General features: G+C 57.1%; 14 protein-coding genes and 1 other annotated feature. Of the genes, 10 read left to right on the forward strand and 4 right to left on the reverse strand.

Annotated features, from left to right (window positions below; all coding sequences use genetic code 11):
* The first annotated feature begins 36 nt into the window (after positions 1-36).
* From F8562_RS20335 to F8562_RS20375, 9 genes are all read left to right on the forward strand, one after another.
* Positions 37-414, forward strand: coding sequence for a DUF454 family protein (locus F8562_RS20335; protein WP_004848353.1), 378 nt, complete (start codon positions 37-39; stop codon positions 412-414).
* A gap of 150 nt (positions 415-564) precedes the next feature.
* On the forward strand, positions 565-1,116 hold the full coding sequence (gene apt / locus F8562_RS20340; RefSeq protein ID WP_004099669.1) for an adenine phosphoribosyltransferase: 552 nt from the start codon (positions 565-567) through the stop codon (positions 1,114-1,116).
* A 91-nt stretch (positions 1,117-1,207) separates the two neighbouring features.
* Positions 1,208-3,115, forward strand: a complete 1,908-nt coding sequence (gene dnaX / locus F8562_RS20345) for a DNA polymerase III subunit gamma/tau (RefSeq protein ID WP_042934011.1) — start codon at positions 1,208-1,210, stop codon at positions 3,113-3,115.
* Positions 2,448-2,512, forward strand: a sequence feature (DnaX frameshifting element). It overlaps the preceding gene by 65 nt.
* Positions 3,116-3,172: 57 nt before the next feature.
* The gene (locus F8562_RS20350; protein WP_004099673.1) at positions 3,173-3,505 is read left to right on the forward strand and encodes a YbaB/EbfC family nucleoid-associated protein; all 333 of its coding nucleotides are present in this window, start codon (positions 3,173-3,175) and stop codon (positions 3,503-3,505) included.
* Entirely contained in the window at positions 3,505-4,110 is a 606-nt protein-coding gene (gene recR, locus F8562_RS20355) for a recombination mediator RecR (RefSeq protein WP_004129946.1), read from the forward strand. Before F8562_RS20350 ends, recR begins: the two co-directional genes overlap by 1 nt.
* A gap of 111 nt (positions 4,111-4,221) precedes the next feature.
* The gene (gene htpG, locus F8562_RS20360; protein ID WP_009653565.1) at positions 4,222-6,096 is read left to right on the forward strand and encodes a molecular chaperone HtpG; all 1,875 of its coding nucleotides are present in this window, start codon (positions 4,222-4,224) and stop codon (positions 6,094-6,096) included.
* Positions 6,097-6,284: 188 nt separating this feature from the next.
* On the forward strand, positions 6,285-6,929 hold the full coding sequence (gene adk, locus F8562_RS20365) for an adenylate kinase (RefSeq protein ID WP_004848363.1): 645 nt from the start codon (positions 6,285-6,287) through the stop codon (positions 6,927-6,929).
* A 127-nt stretch (positions 6,930-7,056) separates the two neighbouring features.
* On the forward strand, positions 7,057-8,019 hold the full coding sequence (gene hemH / locus F8562_RS20370; protein ID WP_094909196.1) for a ferrochelatase: 963 nt from the start codon (positions 7,057-7,059) through the stop codon (positions 8,017-8,019).
* 63 nt (positions 8,020-8,082) lie between these two features.
* Positions 8,083-9,387: an inosine/guanosine kinase gene (locus F8562_RS20375; RefSeq protein ID WP_004137947.1), complete on the forward strand. Its 1,305-nt coding sequence runs from the start codon at positions 8,083-8,085 to the stop codon at positions 9,385-9,387.
* 43 nt (positions 9,388-9,430) lie between these two features.
* On the opposite strand, the gene ybaL is transcribed toward F8562_RS20375, so the two are convergent.
* Positions 9,431-11,107 (reverse strand): YbaL family putative K(+) efflux transporter, encoded by a 1,677-nt coding sequence (ybaL, locus tag F8562_RS20380; RefSeq protein ID WP_014228214.1) that lies wholly within the window; start codon positions 11,105-11,107, stop codon positions 9,431-9,433.
* Positions 11,108-11,464: 357 nt separating this feature from the next.
* A complete protein-coding gene (locus F8562_RS20385) occupies positions 11,465-12,685 on the reverse strand; it encodes an MFS transporter (RefSeq protein ID WP_004848370.1) in 1,221 nt (406 codons plus the stop codon).
* A gap of 163 nt (positions 12,686-12,848) precedes the next feature.
* Between F8562_RS20385 and ushA the strand changes: the two genes are divergently transcribed.
* Entirely contained in the window at positions 12,849-14,501 is a 1,653-nt protein-coding gene (gene ushA / locus F8562_RS20390) for a bifunctional UDP-sugar hydrolase/5'-nucleotidase UshA (RefSeq protein WP_014228215.1), read from the forward strand.
* Between the two features lie 128 nt (positions 14,502-14,629).
* Here the strand turns inward: ushA and ybaK are convergent, their stop codons facing one another.
* Positions 14,630-15,109 (reverse strand): Cys-tRNA(Pro)/Cys-tRNA(Cys) deacylase YbaK, encoded by a 480-nt coding sequence (gene ybaK, locus F8562_RS20395; RefSeq protein ID WP_014837612.1) that lies wholly within the window; start codon positions 15,107-15,109, stop codon positions 14,630-14,632.
* A gap of 201 nt (positions 15,110-15,310) precedes the next feature.
* Positions 15,311-16,105, reverse strand: a complete 795-nt coding sequence (locus F8562_RS20400) for a TraB/GumN family protein (RefSeq protein ID WP_014228217.1) — start codon at positions 16,103-16,105, stop codon at positions 15,311-15,313.
* Positions 16,106-16,147: the final 42 nt, after the last annotated feature.

Below are 16,147 nucleotides of genomic sequence, written 5' to 3' on the forward strand. Positions count from 1 at the left end.
TACATTAGCGTTATCTTCGTGATAACGATTCGCATTATGCCACGTATTATTTTGATCATCATTGGCTGGCTGGCGGTAGCGCTGGGAACGCTGGGCGTGTTTTTACCGCTACTGCCGACGACGCCGTTTATCCTGCTTGCCGCCTGGTGCTTTGCGCGCTCGTCGCCGCGCTTTCACCACTGGCTTTTGTATCGCTCATGGTTTGGCGGCTACCTGCGTCACTGGCAGAAATACCGCGCCATGCCGCCGGGCGCGAAGCCGCGGGCGGTCGCGATGATTTTGCTGACCTTTGCCATTTCGCTGTGGCTGGTTAATCTTACCTGGGTGCGCATCTTGCTGCTGATCATTCTGACCTGTCTGCTGATATTTATGTGGCGCATTCCGGTGGTTGATGCAAAGCAACAAAAGCACTGATGCGCAATAATGATGGTTGCAATTGTCGCTGACAGCCAGTAAATTCTGGCGTTTTCGAGCGCGGGTAAGCCTGGTCAAAGGTTAAACAAAAGTTTCTTTGGCCCATTTGGCATGCCCGTGAGTAACACCGTTTTAATCAGGCATACACTTATGACCGCAACAGCACAGCAGCTTGAATATCTGAAGAACAGCATCCAAAGCATCCAGGACTATCCGAAACCTGGCATCCTTTTCCGTGATGTCACCAGCTTGCTGGAAGACCCGAAGGCCTACGCGCTCAGCATTGAGCTGCTGGCCGAGCGTTATAAAGACGCGGGGATTACCAAAGTGGTGGGCACCGAGGCGCGTGGCTTCTTATTTGGCGCACCGGTTGCGCTGGCGCTGGGCGTAGGCTTTGTTCCGGTACGCAAGCCGCGTAAGCTGCCGCGTGAAACTATCGCAGAAAGCTACGAGCTTGAGTACGGCACCGATCAGCTGGAAATCCATGTCGATGCGATCAAAGAAGGCGATAAAGTCCTGGTGGTTGACGATCTGCTGGCAACCGGCGGCACCATTGACGCCACCGTGAAGCTTATTCGTCGCCTGGGCGGTGAAGTGCACGATGCGGCCTTTATTATTAATCTGTTCGATCTGGGCGGCGAGCAGCGCCTGGAAAAACTGGGAATCAACTGCTATAGCCTGGTCCCTTTCCCGGGCCACTAAGCAAATCCCGCCACATAGCCTCGCTGATTGAGCGGGGCTGTGATAGCATGACCCCTCGTGATTTCACCTTCCAGCGTTTCAGAGCCAGCCCATGAGTTATCAGGTCTTAGCCCGTAAATGGCGCCCACAAACCTTTGCTGACGTCGTCGGCCAGGAACATGTGCTGACCGCACTGGCGAACGGCTTGTCGTTAGGGCGCATTCACCACGCATATCTTTTTTCCGGTACCCGCGGAGTCGGTAAAACCTCTATCGCGCGCCTGTTGGCAAAAGGATTAAACTGCGAAACCGGCATTACCGCCACGCCGTGCGGCGTCTGCGATAACTGCCGTGAAATAGAACAGGGGCGCTTTGTCGATCTGATTGAGATCGATGCCGCCTCGCGCACCAAAGTCGAAGATACCCGCGATCTGCTGGATAACGTCCAGTACGCGCCGGCCCGCGGTCGCTTCAAGGTCTATCTGATCGATGAAGTCCATATGCTTTCGCGCCACAGCTTCAACGCGTTGTTAAAAACGCTGGAGGAGCCGCCGGCGCACGTTAAATTTCTGCTGGCGACGACCGATCCGCAGAAGCTGCCGGTGACCATTCTTTCCCGCTGCCTGCAGTTCCATCTTAAGGCGCTGGACGTCGAACAGATTCGCCATCAGCTGGAGCATATTCTCGGCGCCGAGCAGATCGCTTTTGAACCGCGCGCGCTGCAGCTGCTGTCGCGCGCGGCGGACGGTAGCCTGCGCGATGCGTTAAGCCTGACCGATCAGGCCATTGCCAGCGGCGACGGTCGCCTGACGGCTGAATCCGTCAGCACCATGCTCGGCACCCTTGACGACGATCAGGCGCTTTCGCTGATTGAGGCGCTGGTGGCTGCCGACGGCGAGCGGGTCATGGCCGGCGTCAATGAGGCTGCCGCCCGCGGCGTGGAGTGGGAGGCCTTGCTGGTGGAGATGCAAAGCCTGCTGCACCGTATTGCGATGGTTCAGCTCTCGCCGTCGGCGCTGGGAGCGGATATGGCCGCGATTGAGCTGCGCATGCGCGAGCTGGCGCGGACGGTGCCGCCAACCGATGTTCAGCTGTACTATCAAACGCTACTGATTGGCCGCAAAGAGCTCCCGTACGCCCCGGACAGACGAATGGGCGTCGAGATGACGCTTCTGCGTGCGCTGGCTTTCCATCCGCGTATGCCGCTGCCGGAACCGGAGGCGCCGCCGGTGCAGGCTATTCAGGCCGCACCGGCCCAGCAGGCTGCCCCGGCATCCGCGCCGCCGTCGCCGCCGCCGAATTTGCCGCAGACCACCAGCCAGGTGCTGGCGGCCCGCAGCCAGCTGCAGCGTAGCCAGGGAGCGCCCACCCCAAAAAAGAGTGAACCGGCAGCCGCTTCCCGCGCGCGGCCGGTGAATAACGCTGCGCTGGAACGACTGAGTTCAATTACCGAACGCGTACAGGCGCGTCCGGCGGCGGCTGCGCTGGAGAAAGCGCCGGCGAAAAAGGAAGCCTATCGCTGGAAATCGACGACGGTTGTTGAAGCCGTAAAAGAAGAAGTGGCGACGCCGAAGGCGCTGAAAAAAGCGCTGGAGCATGAAAAAACGCCGGAACTGGCGGCAAAGCTGGCAGTCGAAGCGGTCGAGCGCGATAGCTGGGCGGCGGAAGTCAGCCGGCTTGCGGTACCCAAACTGGTGGAGCAGGTCGCCCTGAACGCCTGGAAAGAGCAGGAGGGCAATCGCGTCTGCCTGCATCTGCGTCCGAGCCAGCGTCACCTGAATTCGGCGGGCGCGCAGCAAAAGCTGGCGGAAGCGCTCGGTATTTTGTACGGTACGCCGGTTGAATTGACCATCGTGGAAGATGATAATCCCGCGATGCGCACGCCGCTTGAGTGGCGGCAGGCAATTTATGAAGAAAAGCTCGCGCAGGCGCGTGAAGCGATTATTGCGGATAATAACATTCAGACGCTGCGTCGATTCTTCGATGCGGACCTGGATGAAGAGAGTATTCGCCCCATTTGATTGCAAGTCTGACTTGCGGTCAGCATCCTTAACGATGACTTACTGAGAGAGAAGCCTATGTTTGGTGGAAAAGGCGGTCTGGGTAACCTGATGAAGCAGGCCCAGCAGATGCAAGAAAAAATGCAGCAGATGCAGGAAGAAGTGGCCCGACTGGAAGTGACCGGTGAATCCGGCGCTGGCCTGGTAAAAGTCACCATCAACGGCGCGCACAACTGCCGTCGCGTTGAGATCGACCCGAGCCTGCTGGAAGACGACAAAGAGATGCTGGAAGATCTGGTGGCTGCCGCGTTTAACGACGCCGCCCGCCGCATTGAAGAGACGCAGAAAGAAAAAATGGCGTCCGTGTCCGCCGGTATGCAGCTGCCGCCAGGCTTTAAGATGCCGTTCTGATGCAGACCAGTCCGCTGTTAACGCAGCTTATGGAAGCACTGCGCTGCCTGCCGGGCGTCGGCCCGAAGTCGGCGCAGCGCATGGCGTTTACCCTGCTGCAGCGCGACCGCAGCGGCGGAATGCGCCTGGCGCAGGCGCTAACGCGCGCGATGTCGGAAATCGGCCACTGCGCCGATTGCCGTACCTTCACCGAGCAGGAGGTGTGCAATATTTGCAGCAACCCTCGGCGCAAGGAAAACGGCCAGATCTGCGTGGTAGAGAGCCCAGCGGATATCTACGCTATCGAGCAGACCGGGCAGTTTTCCGGTCGCTACTTTGTGCTGATGGGCCACCTGTCGCCGCTTGACGGTATCGGGCCGGATGACATTGGGCTCGATCGTCTGGAACAGCGTCTGCGTGACGAATCGATGCAGGAAGTGATCCTCGCGACCAACCCAACGGTAGAAGGGGAGGCGACGGCCAATTATATCGCCGAGCTCTGCGCGCAGTATGGCGTAGACGCGAGCCGTATCGCCCATGGCGTACCGGTCGGCGGCGAGCTGGAGATGGTTGACGGCACGACGCTATCCCACTCGCTCGCCGGGCGGCATAAGATTCGTTTTTAATCAAACGGAGGCGCTTTTCGGGGCCTCCGCTTGAAAACTTCTCCCTCTGTCCCCATCTCACCCTCAACGGCTTTTTTACCATTAACAATGGCATTGTTGAGGTTGATTTAGATGAAAGGACAAGAAACTCGTGGTTTTCAGTCAGAGGTCAAGCAGCTTCTGCACCTGATGATCCATTCTCTTTATTCCAATAAAGAAATTTTCCTGCGTGAGCTGATTTCCAACGCCTCCGATGCGGCCGACAAGCTGCGCTTCCGCGCGCTGTCCCAGCCGGATCTGTACGAAGGCGACGGCGAACTGCGCGTGCGTGTTTCATTTGATAAAGACAACCGCACCCTGACCATCGCCGATAACGGCATTGGTATGAATCGCGATGAGGTCATCGACCATCTCGGCACCATCGCCAAGTCCGGCACCAAAGCGTTCCTTGAGTCCATGGGCTCTGACCAGGCGAAAGACAGCCAGCTGATTGGCCAGTTCGGCGTGGGCTTCTATTCGGCGTTTATTGTTGCCGATAAAGTTACCGTCCGTACCCGCGCGGCGGGCGACAGCGCCGAAAACGGCGTCTTCTGGGAATCCGCTGGCGAAGGCGAATATACCGTTGCCGACATTAACAAAGCCGATCGCGGTACCGAGATCACGCTGCACCTGCGCGAAGGCGAGGACGATTTCCTCAACGACTGGCGCGTGCGTTCGATCATCAGCAAATACTCCGATCACATCGCGCTGCCGGTGGAAATTGAAAAGCGCGAAGACGTTGACGGCGAAACCGTCATTAGCTGGGAGAAAATTAACAAAGCCCAGGCGCTGTGGACGCGCAATAAGTCGGAAATCAAAGACGACGAATACAACGAGTTTTATAAGCACATTGCCCACGATTACAGCGATCCGCTGACCTGGAGCCACAACCGCGTTGAAGGTAAGCAGGAGTACACCAGCCTGCTGTATATCCCGTCGCAGGCGCCGTGGGATATGTGGAATCGCGATCATAAACACGGCCTGAAGCTGTACGTGCAGCGCGTCTTCATCATGGATGACGCCGAGCAGTTTATGCCGAACTACCTGCGTTTCGTCCGCGGCCTGGTCGACTCTAACGATCTGCCGCTGAACGTGTCGCGTGAAATCCTTCAGGACAGCAGCGTCACCCGCAATCTGCGAACCGCGCTGAGCAAACGCGCCCTGCAGATGCTGGAAAAACTGGCGAAAGACGACGCGGAAAAATATCAGACCTTCTGGCAACAGTTTGGCCTCGTGCTGAAAGAGGGGCCGGCGGAAGATCAGGCTAACCAGCAGGCCATCGCCAAACTGCTGCGTTTCGCCAGCACCCATACCGACTCCGCCGCGCAGACCGTGTCGCTGGAAGAGTACGTCTCCCGCATGAAAGAAGGGCAGGAGAAGATTTACTACATTACCGCCGACAGCTACGCCGCCGCGAAAAGCAGCCCGCATCTGGAACTGCTGCGTAAGAAAGGCATTGAAGTGCTGCTGCTTTCCGATCGCATCGACGAGTGGATGATGAGCTATCTGACCGAGTTCGACGGTAAGCCGTTCCAGTCGGTGGCGAAAGCCGATGAGTCGCTGGATAAGCTGACGGACGAAGTGGATGAAACCACTAAAGAAGCCGAGAAGGCGCTGGAGCCGTTCGTTGAGCGTGCCAAAACGCTGCTCGGCGACCGGGTGAAAGAGGTTCGTCTGACCCATCGTCTGACCGATACGCCGGCCATCGTCACCACCGACGCGGATGAAATGAGCACCCAGATGGCAAAACTGTTTGCCGCTGCGGGCCAGGCCGCGCCGGAAGTGAAGTACATCTTTGAACTGAACCCGCTGCATCCGCTGGTAAAACGCGCGGCGGATACCCAGGATGATGCACAGTTCGGCGAGTGGGTTGAGCTGCTGCTCGATCAGGCGCTGCTGGCCGAGCGCGGTACGCTGGAAGATCCGAACCAGTTTATCCGCCGCATGAACCAGCTGCTGGCGTCGTAATCTTTACCCTCACTCTACCCCTCTCCCGCTGGGAGAGGGCCGGGGTGAGGGCATCAAACCGCACTCTACGTAAAATATCTCACCATTAACCGTTTCAGCCGCCCCGCCTTCCTTGAGCCATCCGCGTTCTGGTGGTATGGTTTAGCGTTTTTTGAAAAATTGAATCAACTTTTGAGGGGATTTTCGTAATGCGTATTATTCTGCTTGGCGCTCCGGGCGCGGGTAAAGGAACTCAGGCTCAGTTCATCATGGAGAAATACGGTATTCCGCAAATCTCCACCGGCGACATGCTGCGTGCCGCGGTGAAGTCAGGCTCCGAGCTGGGCAAACAGGCGAAAGATATTATGGACGCCGGTAAGCTGGTCACCGACGAACTGGTTATCGCCCTGGTCAAAGAGCGTATTACTCAGGAAGATTGCCGCAACGGTTTTCTGCTGGACGGCTTCCCGCGCACCATTCCGCAGGCTGACGCCATGAAAGAAGCGGGTATCACCGTGGATTACGTGCTGGAATTCGATGTTCCTGACGAACTGATCGTTGACCGCATCATCGGGCGTCGCGTTCACGCAGCTTCCGGCCGCGTTTACCACATTAAATTTAATCCGCCGAAAGTTGAAGGCAAAGACGACGTGACCGGCGAAGAGCTGACCACCCGTAAAGACGACCAGGAAGAGACCGTGCGTAAGCGTCTGGTTGAATATCATCAGATGACGGCTCCGCTGATCGGCTACTATCAGAAAGAAGCCGAAGCGGGCAATACCCAGTACGCGAAAGTCGATGGCACCAAAGCGGTGGCCGACGTTCGCGTTGAACTGGAAAAAATCCTCGGTTAATTCCGTTAGTTCTCATCCCGCCGCGGCGGGGTGAGAACTCCTCTCATTTTACCTTTTTCTATGATTGGTTCCGTTTAGCGCCATTTCAGCTACAATTGTCAGCGATTCAAATGGTTAAGAGGCGGTAATGCATCAGACGAAAACAGGTATCTTATTAGCCAATTTAGGCACTCCCGATGCGCCTACGCCCGACGCGGTAAAGCGCTATCTACGACAGTTTCTTAGCGATCGGCGCGTGGTGGATACCTCCCGTCTACTGTGGTGGCCGCTGCTGCGCGGCGTGATACTGCCCCTGCGCGCCCCCAGGGTCGCCAAGCTCTATCAGTCCATCTGGATGGAAGATGGCTCGCCGCTGATGGTCTATAGCCAGCAGCAGCGGCAGGCGCTGGCCGCGCGGCTTCCGGATACGCCGGTGGCGCTGGGGATGAGCTACGGTTCGCCGTCGCTGGAGAGCGCGGTTGATGAACTGCTGGAGCAGGGCGTGGATCACATCGTGGTGCTACCGCTCTATCCGCAGTACTCCTGCTCCACCGTGGCGGCGGTCTGGGATGAACTAGGGCGTATCCTTGCCAAAAAGCGCGCCATCCCCGGCATCTCTTTTATTCGCGACTACGCCGATGACGCGGACTATATTCACGCGCTGGCCGCCAGCGTGTGGGCATCCTTTGCGGTGCACGGTGAGCCAGATTTACTGCTGCTCTCCTATCATGGCATCCCTCAGCGGTACGCCCAGCAAGGGGATACCTATCCTCAGCGCTGCCGCGATACCACCCGTGAGCTGGTTTCAGCCCTGGGGCTGCCGCCTGACCGGGTGATTATGACGTTCCAGTCGCGCTTTGGTCGTGAGCCCTGGCTGACGCCCTACACCGACGAAACGCTGAAAATGCTCGGTGAGAAAGGGGTGAAGCATATTCAGGTTATCTGCCCCGGCTTTTCCGCCGATTGCCTGGAGACGCTGGAGGAGATCGCGGTGCAGAACCGGGAAATCTTCCTCGAAGCCGGCGGCCAGCAATATGAGTACATTCCGGCGCTTAATGCGGACACCGCGCATATTGAAATGATGGTCAACCTGACGGCGAAATATCGCTGATCGCGCGTGCGGCGGGGAGTATGCTACTATTCCCCGCTTGTTCACTGTCAATAAATCGCCACTATGAAATTTCCCGGTAAACGCAAATCCAAACACTATTTTCCCGTCAACGCTCGCGATCCGCTGCTGCAGCAAATTCAGCCGGACAATGAGTCTAACGTCGCCTGGGTGGTCGGCATCGATCAAACCCTGGTCGATATCGAAGCGAAAGTGGATGAGGCGTTTATCGTACGCTACGGCCTGAGCGCCGGGCATTCGCTGGTGATTGAAGACGATGTCGCCGAAGCGCTGTATCAGGAACTGGTCCGCAACGACCTGATTACCCATCAGTTTGCCGGCGGCACCATCGGTAACACCATGCACAACTACTCGGTGCTGGCGGATGACCGTTCGGTTCTGCTTGGCGTCATGTGCAGCAATATTGAAATCGGCGGCTACGCCTACCGCTACCTGTGCAACACCTCCAGCCGTACCGATCTGAACTACCTGCAGGGGGTGGATGGGGCGATTGGGCGCTGCTTTACGCTGATTAGCGACTCCGGCGAGCGCACCTTTGCGATCAGCCCCGGGCATATGAACAAGCTCCGTCCGGAAAGCATTCCGGAGAGCGTCATCGCCGGCGCCTCCGCGCTGGTGCTGACCTCCTATCTCGTGCGCTGCAAGCCGGGCGAGCCGATGCCGGACGCGACGATGCAGGCCATCGCATATGCGAAAAAGCACGATGTACCGGTGGTCCTGACTCTGGGGACCAAATACGTTATCGCCGATAATCCGGCGTGGTGGCAGGCGTTCCTCAAGGAGCATGTCTCTATTCTGGCGATGAACGAAGAGGAGGCGGAAGCGCTGACCGGATTATCCGATCCGCTGCTGGCTTCCGACAAGGCGCTGGAGTGGGTTGACCTGGTACTGTGCACCGCCGGGCCTGCCGGGCTGTATATGGCCAGTTTTACCGAGGATGAGGCTAAGCGCAAAACGCAGCATCCGCTGCTGCCGGGCGCGATTGCCGAGTTTAACCAGTATGAATTCAGCCGCGCGATGCGCCATCAGGATTGCGAAAATCCGCTGCGTATTTATTCGCATATCGCACCCTATATGGGCGGGCCGGAGAAGATCATGAATACCAACGGCGCGGGCGACGGCGCGCTGGCGGCGCTGCTGCACGATATCACCGCCAATAACTATCATCGCAACAACGTGCCGAACTCCAGCAAGCACAAGTGCAAGTGGCTGACCTATTCCTCGCTGGCGCAGGTGTGTAAATACGCTAACCGCGTGAGCTATCAGGTGCTGAACCAGCACTCGCCGCGTCTGACCCGCGGCCTGCCGGAGCGTGAAGATAGCCTGGAAGAGGCTTACTGGGATCGCTAAGCCGGTAAGTAAAGCCGGCCCCGAGAAGTCGGGGCCGGAAGCATTAACCGGTAATAAGCTCGCCTGCTGGCGGCGTTTCGAGCAGCTGCAGCATGGCGCGGGCGATTTCCCGCTCGCCCATCACCACCTGGTTGGCGCCGCGTTCAACGATATACTCCACTTCATCGTCGTAGTGGGCGCGCGCGATGATCTCGATATTCGGGCACTTCTCGCGCGCGGAAGCCACGATTTCCCCGGCTTCATAGCCGTTAGGGATGGTCAGCAGCAGCCAGCGGGCGCAGTCAAGATGCGCCAGATTCATAATCTCTTCATTGGCGGCGTTGCCTAATACCGCGCGAATACCGCGTGCGCGCAGTTCGTCAACGCGGGTACGCGAGGTTTCGATAACCACCAGCGGCACGCCCTGCGCCATCAGTTTTTCACCGAGCAGGCTCCCGACGCGACCGAAACCGACCAGCAGCGCGTGGTTACAGATATCGACGGGGATCTGTTTCTCATCTTCAAGCACTTCTTCCAGCGTCTGTTCGTCCAGCGTCTCCGTTTTATCGAGATATTTTTCCAGCAGGGTAAACAGGACCGGGTTGAGCATGATGGAGATAATGGCGCCGGCAAGCACCAGGTTTTGCCCGGCCTGCGGCAGCAGATCCAGCGCCATTCCCAGCCCGGCGAGAATAAAGGCAAATTCACCGATTTGCGCCAGGCTGGCGGCAATGGTCAGCGCGGTGCGCGGCGAGTGGCCGAACATTCGTACCAGGAAGAAGGCGGCGGCCGATTTACCGAAAATAATGATGACCAGCGTCGCCAGCACCGCCAGCGGCTGATCGATCAGGATCATCGGGTCAAACAGCATTCCCACGGAAACAAAGAACAGTACGGCGAAGGCGTCGCGCAGCGGCAGGGTATCGTGGGCCGCGCGATGGCTGAGCTCGGATTCATTGAGCACCATACCGGCGAAAAAGGCGCCGAGGGCGAAGGAGACGTCAAACAGCTCAACGGCGCCGAAGGCGATGCCGAGCGCTAACGCCAGCACCGACAGCGTAAACAGCTCGCGCGAGCCGGTTGCCGCGCTGCGTGACATAATCCACGGCACCAGGCGGCGGCCGACCAGCATCATAATGGCGATAAAGGCAACGACTTTACCGATGGTAATGCCCATATCGAGGGCCAGGGTAGCCAGGCCAACGTCGCCTTTCTCGGTCATGCCGGCGACTGCCGGCAGCAGCACCAGCGTCAGCACCATCACCAGATCTTCCACAATCAGCCAGCCGATGGCGATTTGCCCCCGCTGGCTATCAATAAGCTGTCGTTCTTCCAGCGCGCGCAGCAGCACCACGGTACTGGCGGTAGAAAGACACAGACCAAAAACGATCCCGGTCATTAACGACCAGCCCAGCATGGCAGAGAGCGCCATACCCAACAGCGTCGCCACGGCGATCTGGGCGATTGCCCCCGGAATAGCGATAGCCTTGACCGCCATCAAATCTTTTAAGGAGAAATGCAGACCCACGCCGAACATCAGCAGGATCACGCCAAGCTCGGCCAGCTCCGGCGCCAGCTTGGTATCAGCAACGAAACCTGGGGTAAAAGGTCCGGCCAGCACGCCCGCTAATAAATATCCCACCAGAGGAGAAATACGTAGCTTATTGGCAATCATGCCGAGAATAAAGGCGAGCACAAGGCCGCCGACAATGGTGGTGATTAGCGGTGTTGCGTGGTGCATTCCGTCTCCTTGCAGTGGTGAGCTGATCCATTTTCGGCATATACCCGTCATACTTCAATTTGCATGGGCGTTGGCTTTCCTCGCTCACCCCAGTCACTTACTTCAGTAAGCTCCAGGGGATTCCCTGCATCGCCGCCTTCCTGCAACTTGAATTATTTAGGGTATAAAACCAAAAAACCGAATAATAGTTTATGACAATTTCAGCGGTTTTGTTTATGAATAATCGTTGAATTTTGCAGAAAGATGGAATTGGCATGCAAAAAAGCACGGACCGCAAAATGGCAGCAGCTTATGCGGGGTAATGCTGGTGGAGTAAGGGATTGAGGCAGCCAAAGTTACACTTTGGCTGCCGAAGAATCAGGACTTTTGGTGGTTGTTAGGCAGAAATATCGTCAGGATGCCAATCAGTGGCAAGAAAGCGCAGATTTTATAGACCAGCTCGATACTGGTATGGTCAGCTAACAGCCCCAGCACCGCGGCGCCAAGGCCACCCATGCCAAAAGCGAATCCGAAGAACAAACCAGAAACCATACCGATCCGCCCCGGCAACAGCTCCTGAGCGTAGACCAGAATGGCGGAAAAAGCCGACGCGAGGATAAAACCAATTATCACCGTTAAAATGCCGGTCCATTCCAGCGATGCGTAGGGTAAAACAAGAGTAAACGGCGCTACGCCAAGGATAGAGCCCCAAATAACATATTTGCGCCCAATCTTATCGCCTACAGGCCCGCCAATCACCGTTCCCGCCGCGACGGCAAAAAGAAAAGCAAACAGATGAAACTGCGCGTTTTGCACCGATAATCCAAACTTTTGCATCAGATAAAAGGTGTAATAGCTGCTGATGCTCGCCATATAGAAGTATTTTGAGAAAATCAGCAGCAAAAGAATGCTAACCGCCAGAATGACTTTGTTTTTCGGCAATGGATTGACAATGACCGCTTTGGGTTTACCTTTGTTCATACGGTGCTGAGCGGCATACCAGCGGCTGATCTGCGCCAGCACGACGATCGCCAGCAGCGCCGCCAGGACAAACCAGCCAACGTTACCTTTGCCGTAGGGCGCGATAATCAGGGCCGCAAGCAGCGGGCCTAACGAACTGCCAAAGTTGCCGCCGACCTGGAATATCGACTGCGCCAGGCCATGGCGACCGCCGGAGGCCATTCGCGCCACGCGTGAAGACTCCGGGTGAAAGACCGAAGAGCCGGTACCGACCAGCGCGGCAGCCAGCAGAACCATCCCGAAGCTCCCGGAAATCGCCAGCAGTACCAGACCGCTTAAGGTAAAGCACATGCCTATCGGTAGCGACCACGGCATCGGGTGTTTGTCGGTCAGATAGCCCACGACCGGCTGCAGCAGCGATGAGGCCAGCTGAAAGGTGAGGGTAATCATCCCTATCTGCACAAAGGTCAGCGAAAACTCGGCCTGCAGCAGCGGGTAGATAGCCAGAATAAGCGATTGGATCATATCGTTTAGCAAATGTGAGAGGCTGATAGCGCCGAGAATGCGAAACGAGGTGCGTGCTTTTTGCGGCGCAGCAGCAGGGCCGGATAAGGGTTGTGCGGTCTGATTCATTGCCATAGGTTCGCTTAAGTATTTTTTATAGAGGATGCAGGTGGAATTATTATCTGCCTAACATACCTGCCCCTAAGGTTTGAAGGAAGTCGCAATTCTGAAAACATATTTGTCTAATCGGCTAACTCGCTATACTTTCGGCACTTGTCATTTCGTCAGGGAGAGAAATATGCACTTTATGAAGCAAGGCGTTGCGCTGGCGCTATTCACGGCGTTATCGCTGGGGAGCCTGTCTGCGCAGGCTTATGAGCAGGATAAAACCTATAAAATTACCATCCTGCATACTAACGATCATCATGGCCACTTCTGGCGCAGCGACTACGGCGAATACGGGCTGTCGGCACAAAAAACGCTGGTGGACGGCATTCGCAAAGAGGTGGCGGCAGAGGGCGGCAGCGTGCTGCTGTTATCCGGCGGCGATATCAACACCGGCGTGCCGGAATCCGACTTACAGGACGCGGAACCCGATTTTCGCGGGATGAACCTGATTGGCTATGATGCGATGGCGGTAGGCAATCACGAGTTTGATAATCCCCTTAGCGTACTGCGTCAGCAGGAAAAATGGGCGAAGTTCCCGTTCCTCTCCGCCAATATTTACCAGAAAAGCACCGGCGAGCGTCTGTTTAAGCCGTGGGCGCTGTTCAAACGCGGCGGGCTGAATATTGCGGTTATCGGCCTGACGACCGACGATACGGCCAAAATTGGTAACCCTGAGTTCTTTACAGATATCGAGTTCCGCAAACCGGCGGAAGAGGCCAAACTCGTTATCCAGGAGCTGCAGCAGAATGAAAAACCGGACGTCATTCTGGCCACCACCCACATGGGCCATTATGACAACGGCGCCCACGGCTCGAATGCGCCGGGCGACGTCGAGATGGCGCGCAGCCTGCCGGCAGGTTCGCTGGCGATGATCGTCGGCGGCCACTCGCAGGACCCGGTATGCATGGCCTCTGAGAATAAAAAACAGGTGGATTACGTTCCGGGCAGCCCGTGCGCGCCGGATAAGCAGAACGGTATCTGGATCGTCCAGGCCCATGAGTGGGGCAAATATGTGGGCCGCGCCGACTTCGAATTCCGCAATGGCGAAATGAAGCTGGTGCACTATCAGCTGATCCCGGTCAACCTGAAGAAAAAGGTCACTTACGACAACGGCGAGAGCGAGCGCGTGCTCTATACGCCGCAAATCGCCGAAAATCCGCAGATGCTCTCCCTGCTGACGCCGTTCCAGAATAAGGGCAAAGCGCAGCTGCAGGTCAAAATCGGTAGCGTAAACGCGCACCTGGAGGGCGATCGCAGCAAAGTGCGTTTTGTGCAAACCAATATGGGACGTCTGCTGCTGGCGGCGCAGATGGCGCGCAGCAATGCCGATTTCGCGGTGATGAGCGGCGGCGGCGTGCGTGATTCGATTGAAGCGGGCGATATCACCTATAAAGACGTGATGAAGGTACAGCCTTTCGGCAACGTGCTGGTGTATGTCGATATGAGCGGTAAGGAAGTGACGGAGTATCTGACCGCCGTGGCGCAGATGAAGCCCGATTCTGGCGCCTATCCGCAGTTTGCCAACGTCGGTTTTGTGGCCAAAGACGGTAAGCTTAATAATTTGACCATCAAAGGCGAACCGGTCGATCCGGCGAAGACCTACCGTATGGCGACCCTGAGCTTTAACGCCACCGGCGGCGACGGCTACCCGCATATTGATACCAGGCCCGGCTATGTGAATACCGGCTTTATCGACGCCGAGGTGCTGAAAGAGTATATCCAGAAAAACTCACCGCTGGACGCGGCAGCTTATGAACCGAAAGGCGAGGTAAGCTGGCAGTAACGTCAGAGCAGCGCCCCGGTGGCGCTGCTCTTACCGGGGCGACAGGTCTGAGCGGTTTTGGATTTTATAGCCCGGACAAGGCGCGTCAGCGCCGCCTCCGGGAGTGTTCCCTGACGAAAAACCGTCAATTAATCGCGACGCGCGATATCGGCGAATTTTGCCTCAAGGATCTTCGCCAGATCGCTGGCCGCCAGCTCAATATCCAGCCCGCGTTTGCCGCCGGAAATATAGATGGTGGCAAACGACTGGGCCGGCGCGTCAATCACCGTCGGCAGGCGTTTTTTCTGCCCAAGCGGGCTGATCCCGCCCACCAGATAGCCGGTGACCCGCTGCGCGACCATCGGGTCTGCCATATCGACTTTCTTAGCGCCTAAAGCCTTCGCCACCTTTTTCAAATCCAGCTGACCCGCTACCGGCGTCACCGCGACGGCCAGATGCTTCATATCGCCGTTGACGGCGACCAGCAGCGTTTTATAGACCTGGTCGGCGTTGAGCCCCAGCTTACGCACTACCTCATCGCCAAAACTGGTTTCGTTCGGATCGTGATCGTAGCTGTGAATGTGAAAACTAATTTTGTTTTTTTCGAGTAATTTTACGGCGGGAGTCATCGTTATCCTTCTTACCAACCGATTTAATGTGACATAAGCATACGCCCGACGGCTGTCTAAAAAATAGTATCATCTTGCGCAATAGTATTGGCAGTGATGGTCACTTTGAGCGACAATCAGACGATCCGGGGCGCGAACCCCGGAATAATAATAATGATGAAATTCCTCTTTGACGGGCCAATAGCAATATTGGCCATTTTTTTACGTCAGCATGTCCGGCAGATTCCCTTCCCCGTACAAATGAAGCGCCCCTACGGCAACCACGTAGCGCCCCGGCGGCAGCGCCAGCAGCGTTTCGCGCCAGGCGAGATTGCGCTGATGCATCAGCACATCATATAGCGACTGGCTAAACGTTGTCGGCAGCGAGGTTGCGCCCGTTGACGGCGGCTGCTCCAGCCACCAGCCGATCATCACCTGCAGCAGACGCGCATTAGTGCGCCAGTGGGTGAGGGTATCCTCCAGCAGCGCCAGGCCGCCGTCGGGCAGATCCCGCAGCAGCGCTATCTGGCTGTCGGCTCCCTCCAGCTCCATCACGCGGATATTGCTCTCGCGCGCCGCCATCAGCAGTTGATAATCAATGCCGTAATCCGCCCTTAGCCCCAGTTTTTGCGCCTGAGTCGCCTGCAATACCATCGCCACCTGCCACAGCGGCTGGCTGTCGAACAGCGCGATGGACAGCCCCATTTCTCCTGCCCGCTCTTGCAGTTCAGCAAGCAGGGAGGCGCTCAGGCGTTCCGCCAGCGGCGGACAGGAGGGGAGGTTGCTGAACGGCGTTTCGCTGCCGCTAATATCCGCTTCCACAATCAGCGCATCGGCCTGGCGGATCTTTTTTAATAACCTGGCAGGCGGCGGCGACATGTCGCGGGTGCCCATATGAATACTGCCGACCAGGTGCAGATAGCGCTCGCCGGGAAGCGTGATATCCAGCGCGGGCCAGGAATAAGACGAGCCGACGGCGGCTTGCCACAGCATTTTTATTCGGTTTAACAGGCCCATACGTGCTCCGTAGTGTGAGGAAGCCATGCTAGCGCGCGGGGG

The organism is Klebsiella sp. RCJ4, assembly GCF_009025755.1.
GTDB classification, from domain to species: domain Bacteria; phylum Pseudomonadota; class Gammaproteobacteria; order Enterobacterales; family Enterobacteriaceae; genus Klebsiella; species Klebsiella michiganensis.